At 69.9% G+C, this 23,943-nt stretch carries 20 protein-coding genes; 6 read left to right on the top strand and 14 right to left on the bottom strand.

The window, feature by feature from the left end; translation table 11 throughout:
• The first annotated feature begins 47 nt into the window (after nucleotides 1-47).
• Nucleotides 48-242, top strand: a complete 195-nt coding sequence (locus KRR26_RS11745; RefSeq protein ID WP_120209742.1) for a CPXCG motif-containing cysteine-rich protein — start codon at nucleotides 48-50, stop codon at nucleotides 240-242.
• Between the two features lie 200 nt (nucleotides 243-442).
• On the top strand, nucleotides 443-883 hold the full coding sequence (locus KRR26_RS11740) for an Hsp20/alpha crystallin family protein (protein ID WP_120209660.1): 441 nt from the start codon (nucleotides 443-445) through the stop codon (nucleotides 881-883).
• Between the two features lie 104 nt (nucleotides 884-987).
• Here the strand turns inward: KRR26_RS11740 and KRR26_RS11735 are convergent, their stop codons facing one another.
• The 6 genes from KRR26_RS11735 to KRR26_RS11710 form a co-directional block, all read right to left on the bottom strand.
• On the bottom strand, nucleotides 988-1,608 hold the full coding sequence (locus KRR26_RS11735; protein WP_120209661.1) for a response regulator: 621 nt from the start codon (nucleotides 1,606-1,608) through the stop codon (nucleotides 988-990).
• 34 nt (nucleotides 1,609-1,642) lie between these two features.
• Nucleotides 1,643-2,224 (bottom strand): KdsC family phosphatase, encoded by a 582-nt coding sequence (locus tag KRR26_RS11730; protein ID WP_120209743.1) that lies wholly within the window; start codon nucleotides 2,222-2,224, stop codon nucleotides 1,643-1,645.
• Nucleotides 2,225-2,256: 32 nt separating this feature from the next.
• Nucleotides 2,257-3,087, bottom strand: a complete 831-nt coding sequence (gene kdsA, locus KRR26_RS11725; protein ID WP_217079841.1) for a 3-deoxy-8-phosphooctulonate synthase — start codon at nucleotides 3,085-3,087, stop codon at nucleotides 2,257-2,259.
• Nucleotides 3,084-4,727, bottom strand: a complete 1,644-nt coding sequence (locus tag KRR26_RS11720) for a CTP synthase (protein ID WP_120209663.1) — start codon at nucleotides 4,725-4,727, stop codon at nucleotides 3,084-3,086. Before KRR26_RS11720 ends, kdsA begins: the two co-directional genes overlap by 4 nt.
• Nucleotides 4,728-4,810: 83 nt before the next feature.
• Nucleotides 4,811-5,044, bottom strand: coding sequence for a hypothetical protein (locus tag KRR26_RS11715; protein WP_120209664.1), 234 nt, complete (start codon nucleotides 5,042-5,044; stop codon nucleotides 4,811-4,813).
• A 298-nt stretch (nucleotides 5,045-5,342) separates the two neighbouring features.
• Nucleotides 5,343-7,049, bottom strand: a complete 1,707-nt coding sequence (locus KRR26_RS11710) for an ABC transporter ATP-binding protein (RefSeq protein ID WP_217079840.1) — start codon at nucleotides 7,047-7,049, stop codon at nucleotides 5,343-5,345.
• 161 nt (nucleotides 7,050-7,210) lie between these two features.
• Between KRR26_RS11710 and KRR26_RS11705 the strand changes: the two genes are divergently transcribed.
• Complete coding sequence (locus tag KRR26_RS11705; RefSeq protein WP_217079839.1) at nucleotides 7,211-8,059, top strand: aldo/keto reductase; 849 nt, start codon at nucleotides 7,211-7,213, stop codon at nucleotides 8,057-8,059.
• 49 nt (nucleotides 8,060-8,108) lie between these two features.
• Here the strand turns inward: KRR26_RS11705 and KRR26_RS11700 are convergent, their stop codons facing one another.
• Together KRR26_RS11700 and kdsB are read right to left on the bottom strand one after the other, a co-directional pair.
• Nucleotides 8,109-8,786: a hypothetical protein gene (locus KRR26_RS11700; protein WP_233577410.1), complete on the bottom strand. Its 678-nt coding sequence runs from the start codon at nucleotides 8,784-8,786 to the stop codon at nucleotides 8,109-8,111.
• Between the two features lie 173 nt (nucleotides 8,787-8,959).
• The gene (gene kdsB / locus KRR26_RS11695; RefSeq protein WP_217079838.1) at nucleotides 8,960-9,700 is read right to left on the bottom strand and encodes a 3-deoxy-manno-octulosonate cytidylyltransferase; all 741 of its coding nucleotides are present in this window, start codon (nucleotides 9,698-9,700) and stop codon (nucleotides 8,960-8,962) included.
• Nucleotides 9,701-9,831: 131 nt separating this feature from the next.
• Between kdsB and wecB the strand changes: the two genes are divergently transcribed.
• Entirely contained in the window at nucleotides 9,832-10,956 is a 1,125-nt protein-coding gene (gene wecB, locus KRR26_RS11690; RefSeq protein ID WP_217079837.1) for a non-hydrolyzing UDP-N-acetylglucosamine 2-epimerase, read from the top strand.
• A 246-nt stretch (nucleotides 10,957-11,202) separates the two neighbouring features.
• On the top strand, nucleotides 11,203-12,159 hold the full coding sequence (locus tag KRR26_RS11685) for an RluA family pseudouridine synthase (protein WP_120209744.1): 957 nt from the start codon (nucleotides 11,203-11,205) through the stop codon (nucleotides 12,157-12,159).
• Between the two features lie 52 nt (nucleotides 12,160-12,211).
• Here KRR26_RS11685 and KRR26_RS11680 read toward each other — a convergent pair whose 3' ends face one another.
• The 6 genes from KRR26_RS11680 to purF form a co-directional block, all read right to left on the bottom strand.
• The gene (locus tag KRR26_RS11680; protein ID WP_120209670.1) at nucleotides 12,212-15,346 is read right to left on the bottom strand and encodes an efflux RND transporter permease subunit; all 3,135 of its coding nucleotides are present in this window, start codon (nucleotides 15,344-15,346) and stop codon (nucleotides 12,212-12,214) included.
• An 18-nt stretch (nucleotides 15,347-15,364) separates the two neighbouring features.
• On the bottom strand, nucleotides 15,365-16,573 hold the full coding sequence (locus KRR26_RS11675) for an efflux RND transporter periplasmic adaptor subunit (RefSeq protein ID WP_217079836.1): 1,209 nt from the start codon (nucleotides 16,571-16,573) through the stop codon (nucleotides 15,365-15,367).
• A gap of 33 nt (nucleotides 16,574-16,606) precedes the next feature.
• Nucleotides 16,607-17,953, bottom strand: coding sequence for a TolC family protein (locus tag KRR26_RS11670; RefSeq protein ID WP_120209672.1), 1,347 nt, complete (start codon nucleotides 17,951-17,953; stop codon nucleotides 16,607-16,609).
• Between the two features lie 136 nt (nucleotides 17,954-18,089).
• Nucleotides 18,090-19,442, bottom strand: coding sequence for a sigma-54-dependent transcriptional regulator (locus tag KRR26_RS11665; protein ID WP_120209673.1), 1,353 nt, complete (start codon nucleotides 19,440-19,442; stop codon nucleotides 18,090-18,092).
• On the bottom strand, nucleotides 19,439-21,085 hold the full coding sequence (locus KRR26_RS11660; RefSeq protein WP_199723917.1) for a sensor histidine kinase: 1,647 nt from the start codon (nucleotides 21,083-21,085) through the stop codon (nucleotides 19,439-19,441). The genes KRR26_RS11665 and KRR26_RS11660 overlap by 4 nt, the downstream gene beginning before the upstream one ends.
• A gap of 4 nt (nucleotides 21,086-21,089) precedes the next feature.
• Nucleotides 21,090-22,466: an amidophosphoribosyltransferase gene (gene purF / locus KRR26_RS11655; protein WP_120209675.1), complete on the bottom strand. Its 1,377-nt coding sequence runs from the start codon at nucleotides 22,464-22,466 to the stop codon at nucleotides 21,090-21,092.
• Between the two features lie 164 nt (nucleotides 22,467-22,630).
• Between purF and KRR26_RS11650 the strand changes: the two genes are divergently transcribed.
• Nucleotides 22,631-23,941, top strand: a complete 1,311-nt coding sequence (locus KRR26_RS11650) for a neutral/alkaline non-lysosomal ceramidase N-terminal domain-containing protein (RefSeq protein WP_120209676.1) — start codon at nucleotides 22,631-22,633, stop codon at nucleotides 23,939-23,941.
• The last annotated feature ends 2 nt before the right edge of the window (nucleotides 23,942-23,943 follow it).

The following is a 23,943-nucleotide window of genomic DNA, read 5'->3' as shown; positions in this document are numbered from 1 at the left end:
AAGAGTCCGGAGCGTCGAACTTGCTCCGGAGCCAAGGAGACGCGGCGATGCAACCCTTCGCGGAAGGTGACCTCCAGATGTGCCCGTACTGCGGCGAGGACGTGGAAGTCGAAGTGGATGTCCTGGGCGCGAGCACGGAGTCCTATGTCGAAGACTGTCCGGTGTGCTGCCGACCCTGGGTCGTCCAGGTGACACGCGGCGAGGACGGCGCCGCGGTGATGCTGCGGCGCGAGGACGACTGAGGCCGAGCCCACCGAGCGAGCGAGCGGGCGTGAGGGCTCTCAGGCGGGGCCAGGGCCTGTCCTTGACACGTTTCGAAGCATGGTTCTGTTGATGGGGTGAGGCGATGCCGGCCCGAACCCGGGCACGGCGAGCCGATCTCGAAACAGTCGACACATGTCACGGCGTGCGCCCGTTGGGGCGACACGCACAGGAGAAGACCATGCAGACCTATCGTCATCCGTTCAACGCCGCCGTCACCCTGCCGCTCATGCGCGACTTCGACCTGCTCTTCCGCGAGCTGGCCTCGCCGCGTTCGCAGGATGCGCGCGAGCTCACCCCCGCCGCGGACATCCTCGAGGCGGAAGCGGGCGTCACCATCCGCGTGGACCTGCCGGGCCACGACGCGAAGTCCATCCAGGTGAAGGTGGAGAACGACGTCCTCACCGTGCGCTCCGAGCGCAAGGCCGAGCCCGGGGAGTCGGGCGTCACCGTGCGCCGCCAGGAGCGCGCATCGGGGGTGTACAGCCGTTCCTTCGGGCTGCCGGATACCGTCGACAGCACTCGCGTGGAGGCGCGCTACGAGAACGGCGTCCTCACGCTGACCCTGCCTCGCAGTGAGGCGACCAAACCTCGCGTGGTCGAGGTCAAGGTCCAGGGTTGATGCTCATGCCCGCAGGGAGGCCGCTGCCCCGAGGGCGCGGCGACTCCTGTAGACACCGTCCAATCGAGGGCTTCCGCGGTAGGGGAGGCGGAAGCCCTCGTCGGTTACTTGCGGACGTTGAGCGCAAGCGGCACCCGGAACAGCTCGAGCACCTGGGCCACGTCCACCGGCTTGGCCAGACACGCCACCGCGCCGGCCTGCTTCGAGGCCTCCACGACGTCCGGCGAGTGCGCGCTCGTCATGGTGATGAGCCGCACGCCCTCCATCTGCTTGCGGGCGCGGATGCGGCGGCAGACTTCCAGGCCGTCAATGTCCGGCATGTTCAGGTCGATGATCATCCCATGCGGCTTCTGCTCGGACACGAGCAGCAGGGCCTCCACGCCGCTCGTCGTCGTCTGCAGCTCGACCTGGTTGGCGTAGGGCTTGAACGCGCGCTTGATGGCGTCCAGCACCTGCCGCTCATCGTCCACCACCAGGAGCCGAACGGTGCCACTACCCAACTCCTCCGGCACCGGCATCTGGTGGGTGATGAGGAACGTGCGCAGGTCCGCCGAGCGCACGCGCCGGTGACCGCCCGGCGTGCGGAAGGCCATCAGGATGCCCCGATCGATCCACTTGCTCACCGTCGACGGGTCCACCTGAAGCAAACGACTGATGTCGTGCGTCGTGTAGAGCTGGTCCGTCATCGCCGTACTCCCCTCGGATTGCATCGTTCCACTAGCCATGGAAATAAACACCTACCTTGAATTCGGGGTTAATTCAACCCGCCTTCATCCTGCGTTTATCAGATCTTCTCATCAGACCCACGGCGTTGTTCCAGCGGCCACTTGCGCGAAGGCAGAGTTCGACGAGTTCACGAGCGGCCCCCCTTCCGCCCCCACTCTGGGAAACGAAGTGAGCTTCCTGCCGCACTTCCGCTACTGCATCCGCAGGGCATGCGGCCAACCCCACGTGTGACATTGGGTCCAGGTCGTTGAGGTCATCGCCCATATAGGCGCAGTCCTCCGCGGGGACCTTCATCTCCTCGAGCAACTCGAGCAGCGCGGGGCCCTTCTCCTTGCGGCCCTGATACACGGCGGCGAAGCCCAATTCTCGGGCTCGCGCCTCGACGATGCGTGACGTTCTCGCGGTGAGGATGGCGGCGGGCAACCCCACCAGCCGGGCCATGACGAGCGCATGGCCATCCTTCACGTCGAAGCGCTTGAGCGCCTCTCCGTCGTGTCCGTAATACAAACCACCGTCGGTGAGTACACCGTCGACGTCGAACACCAACAGGCGCACGCGCGACGCAAGTGACGTCAACTCCTCCATGCCTGGCTTGGATGGCGCGTGCGTCAACATGGTGTGTTCGACTCCTCCCGCGTCGTCATCCATCAGCCAGCTTCGTGCCCCAGCACACGGCGGATGTTGAGCACATTTCGTACCACGTCCTCGAACATCTGGGGATTCAGGGAGCATGGACCGTCACAGAGGGCACGATCCGGGTCTTCGTGGACTTCTGTGAACAAAGCGTCAATCCCCGCAGCCGCGGCGGCGCGCGCGAGGAGGGCGACGTACTTGCGCTCGCCCGCCGTCTCACCGTTGCCGGCGCTGGGGAGCTGGACCGAGTGGGTCGCGTCAAAGCAGACGGCGAGCCCGGCCTCGCGCATCTGGCTCAAGCCGCGCATGTCCACCACGAGGTTGTTGTAGCCGAAGCTGGAGCCGCGCTCGGTGACGAGCACGTTGGGGTTGCCCGCCTCGAACGCCTTGCGCGCCGAGTGGACGATGTCCTTGGGGGCCACGAACTGGCCCTTCTTGAGATTCACGCCCTTGCCCGTCTTCGCCACGGCTTCCACCAAATCCGTCTGCCGGCAGAGGAACGCCGGTATCTGGATGATATCCACGACTTCCGAGGCAGGCCCGACGTGGCTGGTCTCATGGACGTCGGTGAGGACCGGGACGCCGACCTCCTTGCGGATGCGGGCGAGGATGCGCAAGCCCTCTCGCAGGCCGGGGCCGCGGAAGGACTTGCCGCTCGTGCGGTTGGCCTTGTCGTAGGAGCACTTGAACGCGTACGGCACGTTCAGGCGCGTGGTGATCTCCTTGAGCATCCAGGCATGGCGCAGCGCCATGTCCTCGGACTCGATGCTGTCCGGGCCCGCGATGACGAACAGGCGCTGGCCTGGTCCCACGGGGTGGCCACAGATCTGGATGGGGAGGCTCACGCGCGCACCGGAGCCGGGCGACCCTGGGCGGCGTCTCGGTGCTTGAGCGCGGCGCCAATGAAGCCGGAGAAGAGGGGATGGGGAGCGAAGGGCTTGCTCTTGAACTCGGGATGGAACTGGCACCCGACGAAGTACGGGTGGTCCCCGAGCTCGATCATCTCCACGAGGTTCAGCTCGGGGTTGTGACCGGAGATGACGAGCCCCGCGTCCTGGAGTTTGGGCCGGTAGGTGTTGTTCACCTCGTAGCGATGCCGGTGGCGCTCCTGGATGAGGTCTGCGGCGTAGAGCTGGTGCGCGAGGCTCCCGGGCTTCAGCGCGCAGTCGTAGCTGCCCAGGCGCATGGTGCCGCCCTTGTCCTGCACCTTCACCTGGCTCTCCATCAGCGTCACGACAGGGTGCGGGGTGTGCTCGTTGAACTCCAGGCTGTTGGCGTCCTTCAGGCCGAGCACGTTGCGGGTGAACTCGACCACGGCCATCTGGAGTCCGAGGCAGATGCCGAAGAACGGAATCTTCTTCTCGCGCGCGTAGCGCACGGCGGCGATCTTCCCCTCGGTGCCGCGCACGCCGAAGCCGCCGGGCACGAGCACCGCGTCCACGCCCGCGAGCAGCTTCTCAGGACCCTCGACCTCCACGTCCTGGCTGTCCACGAAGCGCAGCTTCACCTTCACGTCGTTGGCGATGCCGCCGTGCAAGAGCGCCTCGTTGAGGCTCTTGTAGCTCTCCGTGAGGTTCACGTACTTGCCCACGATGCCGATGCAGACCTCGCCGCGCGCGGGCTCGTAGATTTTGCGGGTGATGGTCTCCCAGTGCTGCAGATGCGGGGCGCGGCTCCAGATGTTGAGGATCTCCGCGAGCCGGTCATCCAGGCCCTGGCGGTGCAGCTCCAGCGGCAGCTCGTAGATGCTGCGCACGTCCGGCGAGGTGAACACGTTGCCGTTGTCCACGTTGCAGAACATGGCGATCTTGTCCTTCAGCTCGCGCGAAATCTCCCGGTCCGTGCGGCACAGGAGGAAGTCCGGCTGGATGCCAATCTCGCGCAGCTTCATCACCGAGTGCTGCGTGGGCTTGGTCTTCACCTCGCCGGCCGCGCCGATGTACGGCAGCAGCGTCAGGTGCATGTAGACCGTGTTCTGGCTGCCCACGTCGTAGCGCATCTGGCGGATGGCCTCGAGGAAGGGCAGCGACTCGATGTCGCCCACCGTTCCGCCGACCTCGCAGATGACCACGTCCGCATCCTGCGATGCCTGGCGGATGCTGGCCTTGATTTCATCGGTGATGTGCGGAATCACCTGCACCGTCTTGCCCAGGTACTCGCCGCGGCGCTCCTTGGTGATGACGGCGTTGTAGATGCGGCCGGACGTGAAGTTGTTGAGCCGGCTCATCCGCGCGTTGGTGAAACGCTCGTAGTGGCCCAGGTCCATGTCGGTCTCGCCACCGTCCTCCGTGACGAAGACTTCACCGTGCTGGAACGGACTCATCGTTCCGGGATCCACGTTGATGTATGGATCCAGCTTGATGAGGGTAATGGTCAGCCCACGGTTCTCAAGAAGGGCGCCAATGGATGCCGAGGCGAGCCCCTTCCCGAGCGAGCTGACCACGCCGCCCGTCACGAAAATGAACTTGGTTTTCTTGGAGCGCATGTCCCTTCCTGCCAAGTGAGGCAGGAGGCGTCAATGATTCTGTGAGAAACGGAGGGCGGGCTGGCGCGGGGGTGGAAGCGCGCTCAGTTGCCGTCCCATCCACCGTGCCGGGAGACCGCGAATTCACGGGGATCCGGCTGTCCGACCCGGAACTGGCGGAGGTCGCACTGGCGGCAGCTCCAGCCCTCCCAGCCCTTCTTGACGACGGCGTGCAGGCAGGAGTCGTAGTTGGGGCAGAAGAGGTTGCGCTGGGTCTCCACCATCTCCTCGTCGCGGAGGGCGGAGGGCAGCGGGATGGGGCAGGGGGTGATGGACACGACACGCTCCGGAAGACAGCCACAGAAGTGAGTAGGCTTCCCCCCTGCGGCATCGGAACAGGGGGAATGCGCGGACATTCCCGGCGGGTGGGCGCAAAAAAAGTCCGCCCCCGCAGTGAAGCGGGAGCGGACCGTTACAGCGAGCGCCCTCCATCCGCAGGGAGGCTCGGACTAGCGAGCCACCGCAGCGGAGGTGGACGCCTTGCGGTCACTGTCGGTCAAGGCATCACCTCCTTTCTGAGGGGACTTCTTCTAATCCCGCCGAAAATGCCGCGCCACTCGGAGCGCTGCGAGACGTTCAGGCGGCGACGACTTGCTTCTCCACCAGGCGACGGTAGAGGCCTTCTTCGGACATCAGCGCGGCGTGGTTGCCGCTCTGCACGACGCGGCCGTGCTCCAGCACCAGCACGCGGTCCGCGCTCGCCACGGTGGAGAGGCGGTGCGCGATGATGAGCGTGGTGCGCCCGCGCATGAGCTTCTCCAGCGCGTCCTTCACCAGGTTCTCGCTCTCGGCGTCCAGGGCGCTCGTGGCCTCGTCGAGCACGAGCAGGCGAGGGTCCTTGAGGACGGCGCGGGCGATGGCCACGCGCTGCTTCTGTCCGCCGGAGAGCTGGACGCCTCGCTCGCCCACCAGGGTGCGATAGCCCTCCGGGAAGCGGACGATGAAGTCGTGTGCGTTGGCGGCGCGCGCGGCCTCTTCCACCTGCGCATCGGTGGCGTCCGGGCGGCCGTAGCGGATGTTCTCCGCGATGGACGTGGCGAAGAGCAGCGGCTCCTGCGCCACCATGCCGAGCTGCCGACGCAGCCACTCCGGGTCGAGCGTGGTGAGGTCGTTGCCGTCGAGCCGCAGCCGACCCTGAAGCGGGTCATAGAACCGTGACATCAGCGAGGCGAGGGTGGACTTGCCCGCGCCAGACGGCCCCACCACCGCCACGACCTCGCCGGGGTTGAGGGTGAGGTCGATGCCCTGGAGGACCTCGACGTCCGGGCGCGAGGGATAGGCGAAGCGCACGCCCTGGAACTCCACGCGGCCTTCCAGCGCGGCGGGGCGCTCGCCGCCCGAGGCGGGGATGGTGGGGACGCGGTCCACCAACTCGAAGACGCGCTCGGCGGCGCCCGTGGCGCGCATGAAGTCCGCCCACAGGTCCACCAGCGCGCTGAGCGAGAAGGCCATCAGCATGGTGTAGACGAGGAACGACGTGAGCGCGCCCATGGTGAGCTGCCCGTCCGTCACCAACCTGCCGCCGTACCAGAGCACCACCACCACGGCGCCGTAGCCCGCGCTCGAGGCGAGGCCGATGAAGATGGAGGCCTGTGCGGCGCGCTCGCGGGCGAGTTCGTACGTGCGGTGGATGGCGCTGCCGTAGCGCTCGACCTCGGCCTTCTCCGCGGCGAAGGAGCGCACCGTGCGCAGGCCGGAGAGGCTCTCCTCGGCGACCTCGCTGGCGGTGGACACCGCGTCCTGGACCCTGCGAGACAGGCCCCGCAGCCGGCGGCCATACAGCACGCCGCCCACCGCCACGGGGGGCACGATGGCGAGCATCAGCAGCGCGAGCTTGGGCGAGGTGTAGAACAGCAGCGCCAACCCGCCCACGGCCTGGGCCGCGTTGCGCAGGGCCATGGAGATGTTCGCGCTCACCGTGTTCTGCAACACGGTGGTGTCCGAGGCGAGCCGGCTGGTGAGTTCGCCGGTGCGGTGCGCGTCGAAGAAGGCCACCTCTTGATTCATCAAGCTGCGGAAGAGGTCCTGGCGCAGCCGCACCACGATGCGCTCCCCCGCGGTGTTGAAGAGATAGGCCCGCAGCGCGATGGCCACGCCCTGCACCACGAAGACCGCCAACATGATGAGCGCCGCGCGGTCGATGAGGGCGTGGTCGCGCGCGCCGAGCGCTTCGTCCACGAGCACGCGGATGGCCTGCGGATACACGAGGCTCGCGCCGCTCCCCATCATCAGGAAGACGGTGGCCAGGGCCAGCGTGGGCACCTCCGGTCGGGCCAGCTTCATCAGCCGGCGGACGGTCAATCGGGAGGGACGCTTGGATGGGGGCTGGGGAGCGGGAGAGGACACCGCCGGAGACTAGCGCGCTCGCCTCAGGCGTGCAGCGGGTGTGCGGCGGACCCACGTTCGGTGCTAAGCCTGCGAGGGGTTCCGACGCAGGGGGGGACATGGAGACACGCGCATTCGGCCGGACGGGGGCTCGGGTTCCCGTCATCGGGCAAGGCACCTGGCAGATGGAGGACGACGACCGCGCGGGGGCCATTCGCGCGCTGCGCGCCGGCCTCGACCTGGGACTGACCCATCTGGACACCGCGGAGTTGTATGGCCGTGGGCTCGTGGAAGAGACCATCGTCGCGGAGGCCATCGCGGGACGGCGCGACGAGGTGTTCCTCGTGTCCAAGGTGATGCCGTCGAATGCCACGTTCTCCGGGACGCTGGCCGCGTGCGAGCGCAGCCTGCGTCGCCTGCGAACGGATCATCTCGACTGCTACGTGTTGCACTGGCCGGGCTCGCACCCGCTGGAGGACACCGTGCGGGCGTTCGAACGGCTCATCCGGGACGGGAAGATTCGCGCGTGGGGCGTGAGCAACTTCGCGGTGGAGGAGCTGGAGGAAGTGCTGGCGATCTCCGGGCCAGAGCGCATCGCGTGCAACCAGGTGCTGTATCACCTGGAGGAGCGCGCCATCGAGCACGCCGTCATTCCGTGGTGCGAACGCAACGGCGTGGCCGTGGTGGGCTACAGCCCGTTTGGCAACGGGCGCTTCCCCTCGCCGCGCAGTCCCGGGGGCCGCGTGCTGATGGACATCGCCCAGGACCATGATGCCTCGCCGTACCAGGTGGCGCTGCGCTTCCTCGTCCGCAGTCCGTCCGTCTTCACCATCCCCAAGGCCAGCCGTGAGGCGCATGCGCGCGACAACGCGGAGGCGGGGAAGCTCCACCTCACGCCGGGTGAGCTGCGGCGCATCGACGAGGCCTTTCCGCTGAGCGCCGAGCCCGCGAGCCTTCCTGTCATCTGACGTGACGGAGGTTCGTTGGGCTCGGCGGGGAGGGGCCCTGTCGAGGTGGCTACAGGCCCGCGCCCAGGCCCTTGCGGAACGCGGTCAGGGTGGGCTCGCCGCTGCCGGGCGATACGGTGACCGTGCCCGTTTCCCCGTCTCGGGTCGCTCGCGTGTGAGGGCCCTTCACGAACTTCACGGACGTGATGCGGCGGAGGACTTCGCGACCGCTGTCGGTGGCGAGCGCGCGCAACGCGTGGCCCGTCACGTTGAGCGAGCCTTCCAAGGCGCGACGCCCGGGCTCGTCATCCAGTCCGACCCAATCGACGTCGAAGCGCAGGCCCTTGCCGCCCAGTGAGAGCTCGCTCGGCCAGAACTGTTCGGTGATTCCGGTGGCCAGTCGCTCCGCGAGTTGGACGAGGTCCTGGCGCGTGGGGATGGGGCGCACGAGCTGCGGCAGCTCCAGCAGCTTCTCCGCGTTCGTCACCGACACCGCGACGATGGTGTTCACGTCGACGTAGGCCACGGAGGCCGAGCGCAGCAGGCCCTCCTTGCCCAGGGCCACGAGCACCGCCTCCTTGGGCACGTAGTCCACCACTTCACCCGTCACCGTGTGGCCATGGGACAGATGCAGGGTGACGGTGAACGCGGGCAGTTCCTCGCCCGTGCGCGCGCGCGTCGCCACCGTGCCGAGCTGCTCCAACAGCCGCTCCACGCGCCTCGCCACCAGCCGCTGAACACCCTCCATGTTTTCGTCCTCTTGGGGCTTCCGCGTGGGGGGCTTCGGCTTCGCGAGTGGCGGTGGGGGCGGCGGTGTTGGGGTGGGCTGTGCTTCGTGGGCGACGGGGGTTTCCGCTGCTGGCTCGGCGGGGGTGGATGATTCCCTTCCGCCGAAGAGTTCCTTGAAGATGCCCATGGTTGTTATTCCCCCCGTTCTCGGATGACTGCCTCGACGCGCGCCACGTCCTCGGGGACATCCACCGCCACGGTGCGCCACGCCACGCGCGCACAGCGGATGGGGATGCCGTGCTCCAGCGCGCGCAACTGCTCCAGCTTCTCCGTCTCTTCCAGCGGCGTGGGCGGCAGCGTGGCGAGCCGCAACAGCACGTCGCGACGGTAGCCATACAGGCCGATGTGCCCCAAGCGACTCGCGGGCGTGCCTGGCTCTCGTGCGAACGGGATGGCGGCGCGGCTGAAATACAGCGCGTCACCGCTCCGCGACAGCACCGCCTTCACCACGTTCGGGCTGTCCACCTCGTCCGCTTCGAGTGGCCGCACCAGCGTGCCCATCCGCACGGTGTCGTCGGCGAAGAGGCCCGCGAGCAGCTTGAGCGCCGCGGGATCCACGAGCGGCTCATCGCCCTGCACATTCACCCAGACGTCCACGGCTGGGTGCTGGCGCGCCACCTCCGCCACCCGGTCCGTTCCCGTGGCGCAGTCCGGGCTCGTCATCACCGCGTGCCCGCCGAAGCCCGCCACCACGTCGCGGATGCGCGCGTCGTCCGTGGCCACGTAGACCTCGTCGAAGGCGTTCGCTTCCCGACAGCGATTCCAGACGTGCTCGATCATCGGCACCCCGGCGATGCGGGTGAGCGGCTTTCCGGGGAAGCGCGTGCTGGCGTAGCGGGCGGGGATGACGGCGACGGTGCGGGACGCGGGCATGACCCCTTCATCTAGCAGATTCCGATTCCAGAGCTGGAATCGGCAGGTTTAGGACGCATCGCGAGACGTTCAGGCGGAGGGCGGGGTTGCCCCACTAGGCAGGTGACACACCGTGCCTAGCTTGCCGACCCATGAGGAAGGTCATCCATATCGTCGGCGCGCGCCCCAACTTCATGAAGGTGGCGCCCATCTACAAGGCCATCCGCGCGCGTGGCGTGCTCCACCAGCGGCTGGTGCACACCGGCCAGCACTATGACGTCAAGATGAGTGACGTCTTCTTCTCGGACCTTGGCCTTCCCGCGCCCGAGGTGCATCTGGGCATCGGCTCGGGCAGTCACGCGGAGCAGACCGCGCGGATGATGGTCGAGATGGAGAAGGTCTTCCTTCAGGAGAAGCCGGACCTCGTCTCCGTCGTGGGCGACGTCAACAGCACGCTTGCCGCCGCGCTCGTGACTTCCAAGCTGGCCATCCCGCTCGCGCATGTGGAAGCGGGGCTGCGCAGCCGCGAGCGCTACCAGCCCGAGGAGGTCAATCGCGTCGTCACGGACCGGCTGTCGGAGCTCCTCCTCACGCCCTCTCGCGACGCGGATGCCAATCTGCTGGAGGAGGGGGTGCCTTCCTCGCGCATCCACTTCGTGGGCAACGTGATGATCGACTCGCTGCTCTCCAATCAGGAGAAGGCCGAGCAGCTCTCCACCTTGCGTGACCTGGGCCTGAGCGCGCGCCAGTACGCGGTGGCCACGCTGCACCGCCCGGTGAACGTGGATGATCCGAAGCTGCTCGTGGGGTTGATTGGGTCGCTGCGTGATGTGGCCCGGCGTCTGCCGCTGGTGTTCCCTGTGCATCCGCGGACTCGGAAGATGCTCACCGAGCAGGGGTGGCTCGCGGAGCTGGAGCGTGCTCCCGGCATGAAGCTGGTGGAGCCGATGGGCTACCTGGAGTTCCTCGCCCTGACGTCTCAGGCGCGCGTCATCCTCACTGACTCGGGCGGACTTCAGGAGGAGGCCACCGCGCTGGGCGTGCCGTGTCTGACGCTTCGTGAGCAGACCGAGCGACCTGTCACCGTGGAGGTGGGGACCAACGAAGTGGTAGGCACGGACGCTGCTCGAATCCTTGCGGCCGTGGACCGCATCCTCGCGGGGCAGGGCAAGCAGGGGCGTGTGCCGGAGCTCTGGGATGGCCGCACGGGCGAGCGCATCGCGGACCTGTATGCGCGCTCGGTGGGGGCACAGGGGCAGGCGCGCGCGAGCGCGTGACCGTATCCCTCAAGGGGCCTCCGCGTGGAGGCCCTGCGCGCGCGGCGGGCGTGCTAGAGCCCTGGGCCCATGACCGCGAAGGAGCCCACCGCCGAGTCCTCCGAGGAGACCGCGCCCGAGAAGGCCGCAGCAGCGCCGTCTGCTGAGGCGGATGCGGCCGCGCGCGAGGAGGAGGGCTCCACGGGCGTGTCCGCCGAGGTCGTGGGGTCCTCCGTCGCGGACGCTCCTCCCGAGGGCTTCGCCGACATGCTCTACGTCGTCGAGCCCAACTACGCGGGCTGGAGGCTGGAGCGGTACCTCCGCGAGAAGCTCCGTCGCGCGTCGCGCGAGCGCGTGCTCGGCATCATCCAGCGGGGTGTGTTCTGTGACGAGGGGCGGCTCAAGCCCTCCACGCCTGTCTATCCCGGTCTCGCGTTCCGCCTGCGGCGTCCGGCCAGCGAGGAGCCCGAGACGCCCACGGATGTGGCGGTCGTCTTTCAGGATGATTGGCTGCTCGTGCTCGACAAGCCGGCGGGGCTGCCCATCCACCCCACCGCGCGCTACCACAAGGGCACCCTCGTCTCGTTGCTGCGCGAGCGCTTCGAGGAGCGCGCCGCCGAGCCCGCGCATCGCCTGGACCGGGAGACGAGTGGGCTCGTGGTGTGTGGTCGCACGACCGAGTCCTGTCGCGTGCTCGGGCGCCTGTTCCTGTCGCGCGACGTCCACAAGGAGTACCTCGCGGTCTGCGAGGGCCATCCCCGTGAGGATGCCTTCGTGGTCGACGCGCCCATCGCCGAGGGGACGGACCTCATCCGCATCGCGGTGCGAATCGATTCAGTGGAGGGCAAGGAGAGCCGCACCCGCTTCGAGGTGGTGCAGCGCTTCACTCGCGACGGTGCTCCGTTCGCGCTCTTGCGCTGCTACCCGGAGACGGGCCGCCAGCACCAGATTCGCATCCACCTCCGTGAGGCGGGCCACCCCCTGGTGGGCGACAAGATGTATGGGCCGGATCCCGGCTACTTTGATCGGTTCAGCAAGCGCTGCCTGGAGCCGGAGGCCTGGGTTCGGCTGCGGCTGCCTCGGCATGCGCTGCACGCGGCGCGCATCTCATTCGCGCATCCGGGAACGAGGGTGGCGATGACGTTCGAGGCCCCGCTTCCTGAGGACCTCGAGGACTTCATCGCGGGTCGGCCCTTGCCCGAGCCCCCGACGTCCGGGGCGTGAACTGCGCGGGCGGCATCCCTGCTCTTGGATGCCGCCCGCCCCCAACAATTGATCAGCCCGTCTTGCGGAGGTTCTCCGCGCCGGGCACCGCTCGCAGCAGCTTCTGCGGCATGCGGTCCGCGAGTTGCTCGGTGAAGCGCGCGAACAAGCGGAAGAGCACGGGCAGCAGCACCAACGTCAGCGCGCACGCGGAGATCGTCCCGGACACGATGACGACGGCCAGCGGCTTCTGCATCTCCGAGCCAATCCCGTTGCTCAGGCACGCCGGCACCAGCCCCAGCGCCGCCAGCGCCGCGGTCATCAGCACCGGCCGCAGGCGCTCGCGGCTGCCGTGGAGGATGGCGTCGTCCAGGGACTCGCCCGCCTCCCGGCGCTCCGCGATGGCGCTCATCACCAACACGCCGTTGAGCGCCGCTTGTCCAATGAGCGCGATGAAGCCCACCGCGGCCGCCACGCTCAGCGGCATGCCCGCCCAGTACAGGCCGAACACGCCGCCCATCAGCGCGAAGGGCACGTTGATCAACGTCACCACCGCGCGCCCGAACGAGTTGAACGCCTTGAAGAGCAGCAGCAGCGTGAGCACGAGCGCCACCGGCAGCACCGTGAGGAGCCGGTCCATCGCGCGCTCCTTGCTCTCGAACTCACCGCCCCACTCGATGCTCGTGCCCGCGGGGGCGGGGGCCTCCTTGTTCACCAGCGCCTGCGCGTCCTTCACGAAGGAGCCCAGGTCCCGGCCGCGCACGTTCATGCGCACGCCGATGTAGCGCCGGCCGTTCTCGCGGTTGATGGAGGCCCGGCCAAAGCCCGTGGTCACCCGGGCCAGCTCGCTCAAGGGGACCAGCACGCCGCCCTCCACGGGCACGCGCAGGCGGGAGATCTTCTCCACGTCGTCTCGGCTGGACATGGGCAGGCGCATCACCACGTCGAAGCGGCGCTCGCCCTCCCAGAACTCGCCGAGTGGACGACCGCCCACCGCCGTCTGGAAGACGTGCTGGAAGTCCCCCAGCGACATGCCGTAGCGGGCCAGGGCCACGCGGTCTGGAGCCACCTGGATGCTGGGCACCTCGCCGCTCTTGACGATGCCCAGGTCCGCGACGCCCTCCACGTGCGACAGCACGCTCTTCACCTTCTGCGAGTACGCCTGGAGCACCTGGAGGTCGTCGCCGAAGAGCTTCACCGCCAGCTGTCCCTGCTGGCCGCTGATGCTCTCGTTCACGTTGTCTCCAATGGGCTGACTGAAGCCCACCTCCATGCCCGGCACCTCCGACACCGAGCGCTGGAGCACGTCGAGCACGTCGTCCAGCTTGGGCGTGTTCTTGGGCCACTGCGCCGGGGGCTTGAGCTTCACGAAGATCTCGAGGTTGTTCGTGAGCTTCGCGTCGGTGCCGTCCTCCGGGCGGCCCAGCTGACTGAGCACGCCATCCACCTGCGGCGCCTGGCGCAGGAGCTTTTCAATGCGCGGCACCAGCTTGCGCCCCTCCGACAGGGAGATGTTCGAGGGCATGGTGAAGGTCAGGTAGAGGCTGCCTTCGTTGAGCGCCGGGAGGAACTCGCTGCCCATGCGCGGCACCAGCGCGCCCGCGAAGAGCAACCCCGCGGTGCACATCGCCACGACGGTGAGCGGGTGCTTGAGGCTCCAGGTCAGCACGGGGCCATAGGCCTTGGCCGCCGCGCGCAGCACCGGGGACTCCTTGTGCTGCATCGGCTTGCGATAGACGAACGACGCCAGCACCGGGATGAGCGTGACGGAGAAGACGAGCGCGCCCAGGAGCGCCGCGACCACCGTGTTCGCCATGGGCGCGAAGATGCGGCCCTCCACCCGCTGCAGCATGAAGATGGGCAGGTAGGCCGCGATGATGATGAGCAGCGAGAACACCGTGGGGCGCACCACCGCCTTCGTCGCGCGCTCGATGCGCTGCATGGGGGTCTCCCCCTCGAATTGGTGGCCGGACATGCGCGCCAGGATGCTCTCGATGATGACCACGCCGCCGTCCACGATGACGCCGAAGTCCACCGCGCCCATGGACAGCAGGTTGGCCGACATGCCCCGCATCTTCAGGTAGATGAACGAGGCCAGCAGCGAGAGGGGGATCAGCACGCTCACGACGACGGCCGCCCGCAGGTCCAAGAGGAAGATGAAGAGGACCAGCGTGACGAGCAGCGCGCCCTCCAGCAGGTTGTGACCCACCGTGCGCAGCGTCGTGTTCACCAGGTCCGTGCGGTCGTAGAACGGGTCGATGCGCACGTCGTCACCCTCCAGGCGGAGGTTCACGGACGCGACCGCGTCGCGCACGCGGGAGAGCACCACGGAGGGGTTCTCTCCCCGGCGCATGAGGACGATGCCCTGCACCACGTCCGCGTCGCCGTCGCGGCTGACCACGCCCTGGCGGGGTGACCAGCCCTCGCTCACGTCCGCCACGTCCTTGAGGAACACGGGCGTGCCCTCGTGCGTGGCCACCCGCACGTCGCGGACGTCGTCCAGCGTGTGGAAGAGGCCCTCGCTGCGGATGACGAACTGCTCGGAGCCACGCTCGAGCACGCCGCCGCTGGCGTTCTCCGAGCCTTCCTTCAGCGCGTCCTCCATGTTGTCCAGCGTGAGGCCGTACGCGGCGAGCCTCGCGGGGTCCGGCTGGATGTGGATCTCCTTGAGCAGGCCGCCGTAGCTGACGACGTCCGCGACGCCGTCCACGCGCAGCAGACCCGGCCGCACCACCCAGTCCTGGAGGGTGCGCAGCTTCATGGGGTCGCCCTTGGCCCCCTTCAGCGTGTACCGGTAGATTTCACCGATGGGCGTCGCCAGCGGCCCCAGCGAGGGCGTGAGGCCCTGCGGCAGCTCCGCGTCACGCAGGCGCTCCAGCACCTGGGCGCGGGCGAAGAGCACGTCGGTGTTGTCGTTGAAGCTCAGCGTGACGAACGACAGTCCGAACATGGAGAGGTTGCGCAGGCGCGTCAGGCCCGGGATGCCGTTGAGCGCGCGCTCCAGCGGCAGGCCAATCTGGCGCTCCACCTCCTCGGACGGCTGGCCGGGGTAGAGGGTGATGATGTTGACCTGCGTGTCGGTGGGGTCCGGAAAGGCCTCCACCGTGAGGTCGCGGAAGCAGAAGTAGCCCCAGATGGCGGCGAGCACGGCGAGGGACACCACCGCCGCTCGGTTCTTGAGGCTGAACTCGACGAGTTTCTCGAACATGGTTGAGAGTCCCGGGGCCTAGTCGGCCAGCTCGATCTGGTTCTCCAGGAGCAGCGCGCCCCGGGCGACGAAGCGCTCGCCGGCGGTCAGGCCGCCGCGCAGCTCCACCTCACCCCCGCGCCGGCGGCCGGGCGTCACCGCCACGCGCTCCAGGCGGTGGGCGTCCCGCGCGACGAACACCACCGAGCGCGCGCCGTCCGTCACCACCGCGCTGTTCGGCACGCGCACGCGCTTCACGTCATCCGGCGCCGAGGGCGTCACTTCCACGTAGGCGTTGGGGCGGAACAGGCGGTCGGTGTTGGGCACGCGCACGCGGACCTCCACCGTGCGGCGCGTGGGGTCCACCACCTCGGAGACGCGGTCCACCTTGCCCGGCCGCGTGGTGCCATCCCGCGTCCCCACGAGCACGGCGGTGCCCGGACGCAGGTCGGACGCGTCCGACTCCTGGAGGTCCGCCACCACGAGCACCTCGTCCAGGTCAGACAGGCGCAGCAGGGGCTTGTCGCGCTCCGGCGTCACCTCCAGGCTGGCCACCACGTCCAGGTCCACCACGGTGCCCGCGCGCGGGGCCGTCACCCAGAAGAGGTTGTCGCCCTCGGTGGACACGCGCAGGCTGGCGGCCTTGGCGCGCGCGGCCTCCAGGGCCAGCTCCGCCTGCTTCTGCTCGGTCTGCGCGGCCAGGAGGTCCTTCTCCGGCGCGGCCTGTAGGGACACGAGCTCCTTCAGGCGCTCGGCGGTGCGGCGCTTCTCGGCGGCCTCGGCCTCCGCGCTGTGCATCTCCTTCTGGAGGTCCGCGTAGGCGCCGGAGCGCACGCTGAAGAGGCGCTCACCGGCCTTCACGCGGTCACCCAGGCGCACGCGCACCTCCTCCACGCGTCCCGCGAGCGGCGCGCCCATGGAGGCGGTGCGGCTTTCATCGAACTGCACGCGCGCGGGGGCGGGGAGGGGCGCCAGCGCGGGGGCCTCCGAGGCGACGGCCAGCTCCACGTACTGCCACTGCGGCGCGCCCTCGGGAATCTGAACGGTCTCGCCGTTCACCGCGGGGCGGGGGTTGGCCGTTTCGCTCTCCGCCGCGGAGGGCGCGGGCGCGAGCGCGTACAGCACGCCCGCGGTGCCGATGAGGCCGGCGCCCGCGATGGCGAGCCAGACGGGGCGGCGGTGGTCCGGCGAAGGAGCGGAAGGGGAGGGAGGGGAGGGAGGGAGAGGAGAGGAATCCGGGAGGCTCATGGTGTGACTCCGAAGAAGGAAGAAGGAAGAAGGTCAGGAGCGAGGCTCGGTGAGGGACTCGGGCGCGCGCGGGCCCGCGGAGTGAGCGCGGTCCAGCCCGGTGCTCACGTGGAAGGCGCCCTGGTCGAGGTCCGCGGCGTGCAGCAGCAGCTCGCCGTAGGTGCGCCGGGCGAGCAGCAGGTCCTGGAGCGCCGCGCCACCCGCGCGCACCGCCGCGTCCAGGCGCTGCACCACGCCCGCCGCCATGGGCAGCGTCTGGTTGCGCAGCCGCTCCCGGCGCTCGCGCAGCGCGGCGAGCTGGCTCGCGAGCGTGGAGGCGTCCCGGGCCGACTGGGCCGCCAGCTTCTCGCGCGACACGCGGGCCGCCTCCATGGCCGCGCTGGCCGCGTGCGCGTCCGCCTGGCCGTGGTCGAAGAAGGGCAGCGGAATGGAGAGCCCGACGAACAACGAGTTCAGCTGGTTGCCGGCGATGACGAACTGGTCGCGCACGTAGCCGGCGCGCACCGTGGGGTCCGGCACCCAGTGCCGGCGGGCGAGCGTCAGCGCCGCGCGCGCCGAGTCCTCCTGCGCCGACAGAGAGCGCAGGTCGGGCCGCGACTCGATGTCGGCGGCCGACGGCGCGCGGGCGAGGCGCGCCTCCAAGAAGGCCGCCGCAGCGGTGCGTCCGCCGAAGGGCTGACAGGGCATGCCCGCGGTCTGCGCGCACGCGAGCAGGGCATCCGACAGGCGGGCGTGCTCCTCGCCCAGCGAGGTCTGGAGGCTCTCCTCCTCCAGCACCGAGCGGTCCACGTCCAGGCCCGCCGCGTCGCCGTGGCGCTGCCGCACGCGCTGCAGCTCCGTCAGCTTCGCCGCGTCGTCGGCCAGCTCCTGGAGTTGCGCGAGCCGCAGCTCGGTGGCGGCCACGTCCGCGGCCTTGTCCATCACGTCATACGTGCGCGCGCGCAGCGTGGCCTGGGCATCCAGCGCGGAGGCGGCGAGCGCCGCGCGCGCCGAGTCCTGGCGAGGGCCGCGCTTGCCCAGCTCCACCAGCTCCGAGAGGCCGAAGGCGTAGTTGGGCACCTCCGCCCAGCGACGCAGTCCCGGCGGGTTGGTGGCCCCGATGGGAATCGTGTTCATGGACACGTCCAGCGTCGGGTTGGGCAGCACGTGGGCGCGGATGAGGTCGGCCCGGGTCGCGGCGATGCGCGCGCGGACGGCGGCGAACTCGGCCGATTGCTCCCAGAGGAGCGCGGCGAGGTGGTCCTCGTCCGGCAGCGCCGCGAGCGACAGCGCCGCGCCGGCGGGAGGAGTGGAAGTGGCAGGCGGCGACTCCGCGCGCGCCCCAGAGGCGGGGCCGACGAGGGCGAGGAGGGCAGCGAGGAACGGCAAGGGACGGCGCACGAGGCAGGCTCCCGGTGAGGTACCGGCCTGTCCCATGGCAAGGCGCGTGCCCGGGTTTTCCTCAGTGATTCCGGGGGGCTACGTCCGTCGCGCGGTTCAAAATCCTTGCAGTGGCGGGGCGCGCTTCAAAATGCTTTCACTCCAGGCGCTTGAGGAACGTGGGGTACGAGAGGCCGAGCGCCTTGGCGGCTTCCATGCGCCGGCCGCCCAGCTTCTCCAGCACCCACCGCACGTAGGCGCGCTCCAGGTCCTCCATGGGGAGCGGCTGCTCCACGCGGAACGCATCGGTGGCGCCGGCCTCCGCCGAGGGAGGGGCGAGCGCCGCGGGGCCTCCGCCGAGCACTTCCAGCTCCAGCTCGGGGCCGGGCTCCAGCACGAGGGCGCGCTCCAGGATGTTGCGCAGCTCGCGGACGTTGCCGGGGAAGGCGTACTGGGCGAGGCGCGCGCGCGCGCGGGTGCCCAGGGTCATGTCGCGGCGTCCCAGCTCGCGGCTCAGCTCGGTGAGCAGGCCCTCGGCCAGGGACGGGATGTCCTCGCGGCGCTCGCGCAGGGGCGGCACGTCGATGCGGAAGACGCCGAGCCGGAACCAGAGGTCCTCGCGGAACGTGCCCTCGCGAAGCTGGGTGGGGAGGTCGCGGTTGGTGGCGGCGACGATGCGCGCGGAGCTGGTCTGCTCGGTGGTGCCGCCCAGGCGGCGGAAGCGGCCCGAGTCCAGGAAGGTGAGCAGCTTGGCCTGGAGCGCGAGCGGCAGCTCTCCGACCTCGTCGAGGAACAGCGTGCCGCCGTGGGCCACCTCCACCAAGCCTCGGCGGGCGGCGCGCGCGTCGGTGAAGGCGCCCTTCTCGTGGCCGAACAGCTCGCTCTCCACGGTCTGCTCGGGCAGCGCCGCGCAGTTGATGTGGATGAAGGGCGCGCCGCCGTCGCGGGAGGACAGGGCGTGCAGGTGGCGCGCGAGCTGCTCCTTGCCCACGCCCGTCTCGCCCAGGAGCAGCACGGGGCTGCGGGGCGACGCGGCGATGCGCTCCAGCATGGAGAACACGCGCTGCATGGCGGCCGAGGCGGGCGGCACCAGCCGACGACGGCCGGACAGCTCGGCCTCCGCGGCCTCCAGCCGGTCCTTCAATCGGCCCGTGTCCACCGCGCGGCGCGCGCGCAGCACCAGGTCCGACAGCTCCACGGGCTTGGTGACGTAGTCCGCCGCGCCCGCGCGCACCGCGTCCACCGCGCTGGCGATGTCCCCGTGCGCCGTCACCATCACCACCGCGGCGCCAGGAGCCTGCGCCTTCAGCTCGCCCAGGAACGACAGGCCATCTCCGTCGGGGAGGCGCCGGTCGAGCACCACCAACGCAGGTGTGGCCTGCGCGAGCGCCGCGCGCGCTTCATGAAGAGAGCGAGCCAGCGTCAGCGCGAAGCCCTCTCGCTGGAGCGCCACCGTGGCGATGGTGGAGAAGGCACGGTCATCGTCCACGAAGAGGGCGGGAATGCTCATGGCCGAGGCGCCTCGGAGGAGGAAAGGGGCAGGGGCAGGTGTACCTGGAAGCGGCTGCCGCCGGGAATGCGCTCGAAGGTCAGCTTGCCACCTTGTTGCTCCAGCGCCTGCCGCGTCATGGCGAGCCCCAGCCCGATGCCCTTGGCCTTGGAGGTGACGAACGGCTCGAAGAGGCGACCCTCGACGGTGGCGGGCGGCCCCCCCGCGTTGTCCTCCACGCTGACCACGGCCTCGTCCTGGTGAAGCGTGGCGACCACGCGCACCTGGGGGGCGGCGAGCTGTCCCAGGTCCTTGGCCGCCACCGTGGCCTCCATGGCGTTGCGCAGCAGGTTGTCCAGCGCGGTGGCCAGCAGCAGCGGATCACACGAGAGGGGCGCCTGCTCGGGCAGCACCACGTCCAGGTGGACCTCGTCGGCCTCGGGCAAGGCGCGCAGGCCCGCGACGACGTCGCGCACGAGCTGCGCCAGGTCCACCGCCGTGCGCCGCGTCACCGGGGGCTTGCCGAAGTGCAGGAGCGAGGTGGCCAGATGGGACAGCCGGTCAATCTGGCCGTTGATGGTGCGTGCCACCAGCGCGCCCTCGCCCTCGGGCGACACGAGCCCGGAGGCCATCTTCAGGCCGTTGAGCGAGTTCTTCACCTCGTGCGCGATGAGGCTCGCGGCGCTGCCGAGCGCGGCCATCTTCTCATGGCGCGCGGCGCGCTCCTCCATGTCGAGGAACAGGCCGTACACGCGGCGCCAGTGGAAGCTGAAGAGCACCAGCGTGCCGAGTTGGAGCAGCGCCACCACCATGAGCTGCACGAGGAAGCGGTTGCGGATGCCCGCGAGCATCGCGGTCTCGTCCGCGGCGAGCACCAGGTTGAGCCCCGTGCCGGGCACCTTCGTCGCGGCGGCGAAGACCTCCAGGTCCGGCCCGAGGGCCAGCGGCCGGATGCCCTCGCTGATGACGGCGCGCAGCTCGGCGTCGGCTCGGGGGAGCGTGGCCCAGCGCGGTGGCGTGCCGGGGAGGAACAGGTCGCCCGCGGCGTTGAGGACGAGCAGCTCCAGGTGCTCGCCCAGCGGCCGGCCGCCCGGCAGCGCGCTGCTCGTGTCGAGCAACCCCGCGAGCACGCCCGTGGCGCGGCCCCCGTGGCTGATGGGCACGGCGACGACGAAGGACGAGGAGCCCGGCGCGATGGCCTCGACGATGGGCACCTGGCGCGCGAGCACGTCGCGGAACCACGGGCGCGCCGCGAAGGAGGACTCCTCGGTGATGTGGGGCGGGTCGCTCCAGCGGACGCGGCCTTCGGGGTCCAACAGCATGAGGCCCGCGTGGAACAGGCCACCGGAGGGCGAGGTGAGGTCGAGCAGGTCCTCGGTGCCCAGGTCTCCGGGGTGCTGGAGGTCCGGCCCCACGCTGGCGGAGACGCGTTGCAGCTCCGTCTGGAGCAGGTTGAGGTGGAGGCCGAGCGCCTCGGCGTAGACGCGGGCCTCGCGCGCGACGCGCAGTTGGAACTGCGCGCGCGCCTCGGCCACGTCGCTGCGGTAGCTGAGCAGGGGACCCGCGACCGCCACGAGCCCCAGCAGCACGAGTCCGGCGAGCACGGAGCGGACGAACTGTCGCTCCGCTTGGATGAACTCGGGCCGCGCGGAGGAGGCGGTCATGGGGTCAGGCGCTGAGCTTGTCGTCCGCGGTGAAGCCGCCCGTGAGGTACTGGCCGGAGAAGCAGGCGGTGCAGAAGGTGGAGCGCGTGGGGTCATCCACCGCGGCGCCCAGGCCCTCGAGCGACAGGTAGCCCAGCGAGTCCGCCGTCACGTAGCGGGCGATCTCCTCCGTGGTGTGGCTGGAGGCGATGAGCTCCTGACGGCTGGGCGTGTCGATGCCGTAGTAGCAGGGCCACTGCGTGGGGGGGGACGAGATGCGCAGGTGCACCTCCACGGCGCCCGCGGCCTTGAGCATCTTGACGATCTTCCGGCTGGTGGTGCCGCGCACGATGGAGTCGTCCACCACCACCACGCGCTTGCCCTTGAGCACGCTGCGCACGGCGGACAGCTTCAGCTTCACGCCGAAGTGGCGGATGGACTGCTGCGGCTCGATGAAGGTGCGGCCCACGTAGTGGCTGCGGATGAGGCCCACGTCGTAGGGGATGCCGCTCACCTGGGAGAAGCCGATGGCGGCCGGCACGCCCGAGTCGGGCACCGCGATGACCAGGTCCGCTGCTGGAGCGGGCTGCTCGCGCGCCAGCTGCATGCCCAGGCGCTTGCGCGTCTCGTACACGCTCTTGCCGAACAGCACGGAGTCCGGCTTGGCGAAGTACACCTGCTCGAAGATGCAGCGGCCCTGGCGCGGCGCGGGGGTGAACGGCTTGCTCGTGCGCATGACGCCGTTCTCGATGATGAGCAGCTCGCCGGGCTCCAGCTCGCGCACCAGCTCCGCCTCGATGAGGTCCAGCGCGGTCGTCTCGCTGGCCACCACGAAGGCGCCTTCCTTCATCTTGCCCAGCACCAGCGGCCGGAAGCCGTGGGGGTCTCGGGCGGCGATGAGCTTGCTCTCGGTGAGCAGCAGGATGCTGTAGGCGCCCTCCACCTTCTTGAGGGCCTCCACGAGCTTCGCCTCGAAGGTCGGCTGCTTGGAGCGCGCGAGGAGGTGCATGACCACCTCGGTGTCCGCGTCCGACTGGAAGATGGCGCCGTCGGCCTCGAGCGCGTCCTTCAGCTCGCGCGCGTTCACCAGGTTGCCGTTGTGCGCGATGGAGAACTGCCCGCCCGCGTACGTGACGAAGAGCGGTTGGGCGTTCTCCAACCGACTGCCGCCCGCGGTGGAGTAGCGCACGTGCCCGATGGCCGCCTGGCCGGGCAGGCTGGCGAGCACGGGCACGGTGAAGATGTCCGCGACCAGGCCCATCTGACGATGGGCGCGAAGGGTATGGCCGTCCGACGCAACGATGCCGGCGGACTCCTGGCCTCGATGCTGGAGGGCGTGCAGGCCCAGGTACGTCAGGTTGGAGGCCTCAGCGTGACCCACGATTCCGAAGATGCCGCACATGCGCGGTGCCTTACCCCTTTCAGACCGGAAGCGGAACGAAAACGCACGCCACGACGCGGGGTATTCCACGGTCCACCTGATGGGTCCCGGTACGCCACATTCGAGGCTGCTGGCCGGAAAGGTAGGAGCAGCGCCGGCGCGGGAAGCAGGTACTCTGGCCGGGCATGTCTTCCGGACGACGTCTCCCCTGGCGCACCTGGGTTCCCTTCGCCTTGCTGACCGCGGGCGCCGCGTACGCGCTCGCGTCATGGAACTGGTGTGGGCCCTGGGTCGAGCATGCGCCCACCGTCCTGTCACGGATGCGTGGCGAAGGGCCGCTGCGCGCCGGCGCGGCGAGGGTGGAGCTGCGGCCGTCCTTTCCGGTGGTGGTGGCCGGCTATCCCCCGCCGCGCGCCGAGGCGAACGCGGCCGAGCCCCCGCTGCATGCGCGCGCGGTGGTGGTGGAGGCGGGCGGGGTGCGCGTGGGGCTGGTGTCGCTGGAGCTGCTCTTCGTCACGCCGGAGGTGACGGAGCGGGTGCGCGCGCGCGCGCGCGAAGCGGGGGTGGGCGAGGTGCTGGTGATGGCCACGCACACGCACTCGTCCTTCGGGGGCTATGACACGCGGCTGGTGGCGCAGGTCTCGGGCACCGGGCGCTACCGGAGCGACGCGGTGGAGTCCGCCGTGGCGGGCGCGAGCGAGGCGGTGGCGCGCGCGGCGGCCTCGCTGACGGACGTCACGCTGGAGGTGGGCAAGGCGGAGGACGCGGGGCTCGTCTACACGCGCACGGGAGGACAGGCGCCCGATGGGGCGCTCACGCGCGTGGTGCTGCGAGGGGTCCGCGCTCCGGTGGCGGAGCTGCTCGTGTTCGCCGCGCACCCCGCGCTGATTCCCCGCCAGCGCGAGCGCGTGGACCCAGACTATCCGGGCCGGTTGAGCGCGCTGCGCGAGGCCGCCTCGGGCGGCGTGACGCTCTTGCTCCAGGGCGCGGTGGGCAATGCGTCCGTGGCGTATTCGGAAGGGCAGGGCGTGGAGCGCGCGGAGGGCTTCGCGCGGGCGCTGTCGGCGCTGGCGGAGCGCGCGGAGCCGGTGTCCACGCAGGGGCCGGTGACGCTGTCGCTGGCGCGGATGTCGGCGGCGATGCCTCGCCCGGATTCCACGCGGCTGGTGCCGGGCTTCACGCGCTCGGCGGGGGACAACGTGCTGTGTGCTTCCGCGCCTCGGGAGGCGGAGGTGGACGCGCTGCGGCTGGGGCCGCTGTCGCTCATCACGGTGCCGGGGGAGCCCACCACGGGCGCGGGCGTGGAGCTGCGCGAGCGGACCGGCGCGACGCACGTGCTGGCGCTCGCCAACGGCTACGTGGGCTACGTGGACACGCCCGAGCTGGTGCGTGCCCATGAAGGTGAGTCGATGCGCCAGTACTTCGGCGCGGGCCTGTTGGAGCGACTCAACGTGGCGGCCCAGGTGGCCGCCGACGCCGCGGGCTTCCCGCGCTGAAG

The sequence above is a fragment of the Citreicoccus inhibens genome (genome assembly GCF_019039035.1).
Lineage (GTDB): Bacteria > Myxococcota > Myxococcia > Myxococcales > Myxococcaceae > Citreicoccus > Citreicoccus inhibens.
Note: the sequence above shows the minus strand (reverse complement) of the source record. Positions and strands in the feature narration are given on the sequence as shown.

Bases quoted from the DNA above. Each gene is read 5' to 3' on its own strand.
- KRR26_RS11745 (WP_120209742.1), top strand. From the start codon at position 48: ATGCAACCCTTCGCGGAAGGTGACCTCCAGATGTGCCCGTACTGCGGC.
- KRR26_RS11740 (WP_120209660.1), top strand. From the start codon at position 443: ATGCAGACCTATCGTCATCCGTTCAACGCCGCCGTCACCCTGCCGCTC.
- KRR26_RS11735 (WP_120209661.1), bottom strand. From the start codon at position 1,608: ATGGCTAGTGGAACGATGCAATCCGAGGGGAGTACGGCGATGACGGAC.
- KRR26_RS11730 (WP_120209743.1), bottom strand. From the start codon at position 2,224: ATGTTGACGCACGCGCCATCCAAGCCAGGCATGGAGGAGTTGACGTCA.
- KRR26_RS11720 (WP_120209663.1), bottom strand. From the start codon at position 4,727: ATGCGCTCCAAGAAAACCAAGTTCATTTTCGTGACGGGCGGCGTGGTC.
- KRR26_RS11710 (WP_217079840.1), bottom strand. From the start codon at position 7,049: ATGAAGCTGGCCCGACCGGAGGTGCCCACGCTGGCCCTGGCCACCGTC.
- KRR26_RS11705 (WP_217079839.1), top strand. From the start codon at position 7,211: ATGGAGACACGCGCATTCGGCCGGACGGGGGCTCGGGTTCCCGTCATC.
- KRR26_RS11700 (WP_233577410.1), bottom strand. From the start codon at position 8,786: ATGGAGGGTGTTCAGCGGCTGGTGGCGAGGCGCGTGGAGCGGCTGTTG.
- kdsB (WP_217079838.1), bottom strand. From the start codon at position 9,700: ATGCCCGCGTCCCGCACCGTCGCCGTCATCCCCGCCCGCTACGCCAGC.
- wecB (WP_217079837.1), top strand. From the start codon at position 9,832: ATGAGGAAGGTCATCCATATCGTCGGCGCGCGCCCCAACTTCATGAAG.
- KRR26_RS11685 (WP_120209744.1), top strand. From the start codon at position 11,203: ATGCTCTACGTCGTCGAGCCCAACTACGCGGGCTGGAGGCTGGAGCGG.
- KRR26_RS11680 (WP_120209670.1), bottom strand. From the start codon at position 15,346: ATGTTCGAGAAACTCGTCGAGTTCAGCCTCAAGAACCGAGCGGCGGTG.
- KRR26_RS11675 (WP_217079836.1), bottom strand. From the start codon at position 16,573: ATGAGCCTCCCGGATTCCTCTCCTCTCCCTCCCTCCCCTCCCTCCCCT.
- KRR26_RS11665 (WP_120209673.1), bottom strand. From the start codon at position 19,442: ATGAGCATTCCCGCCCTCTTCGTGGACGATGACCGTGCCTTCTCCACC.
- KRR26_RS11660 (WP_199723917.1), bottom strand. From the start codon at position 21,085: ATGACCGCCTCCTCCGCGCGGCCCGAGTTCATCCAAGCGGAGCGACAG.
- purF (WP_120209675.1), bottom strand. From the start codon at position 22,466: ATGTGCGGCATCTTCGGAATCGTGGGTCACGCTGAGGCCTCCAACCTG.
- KRR26_RS11650 (WP_120209676.1), top strand. From the start codon at position 22,631: ATGTCTTCCGGACGACGTCTCCCCTGGCGCACCTGGGTTCCCTTCGCC.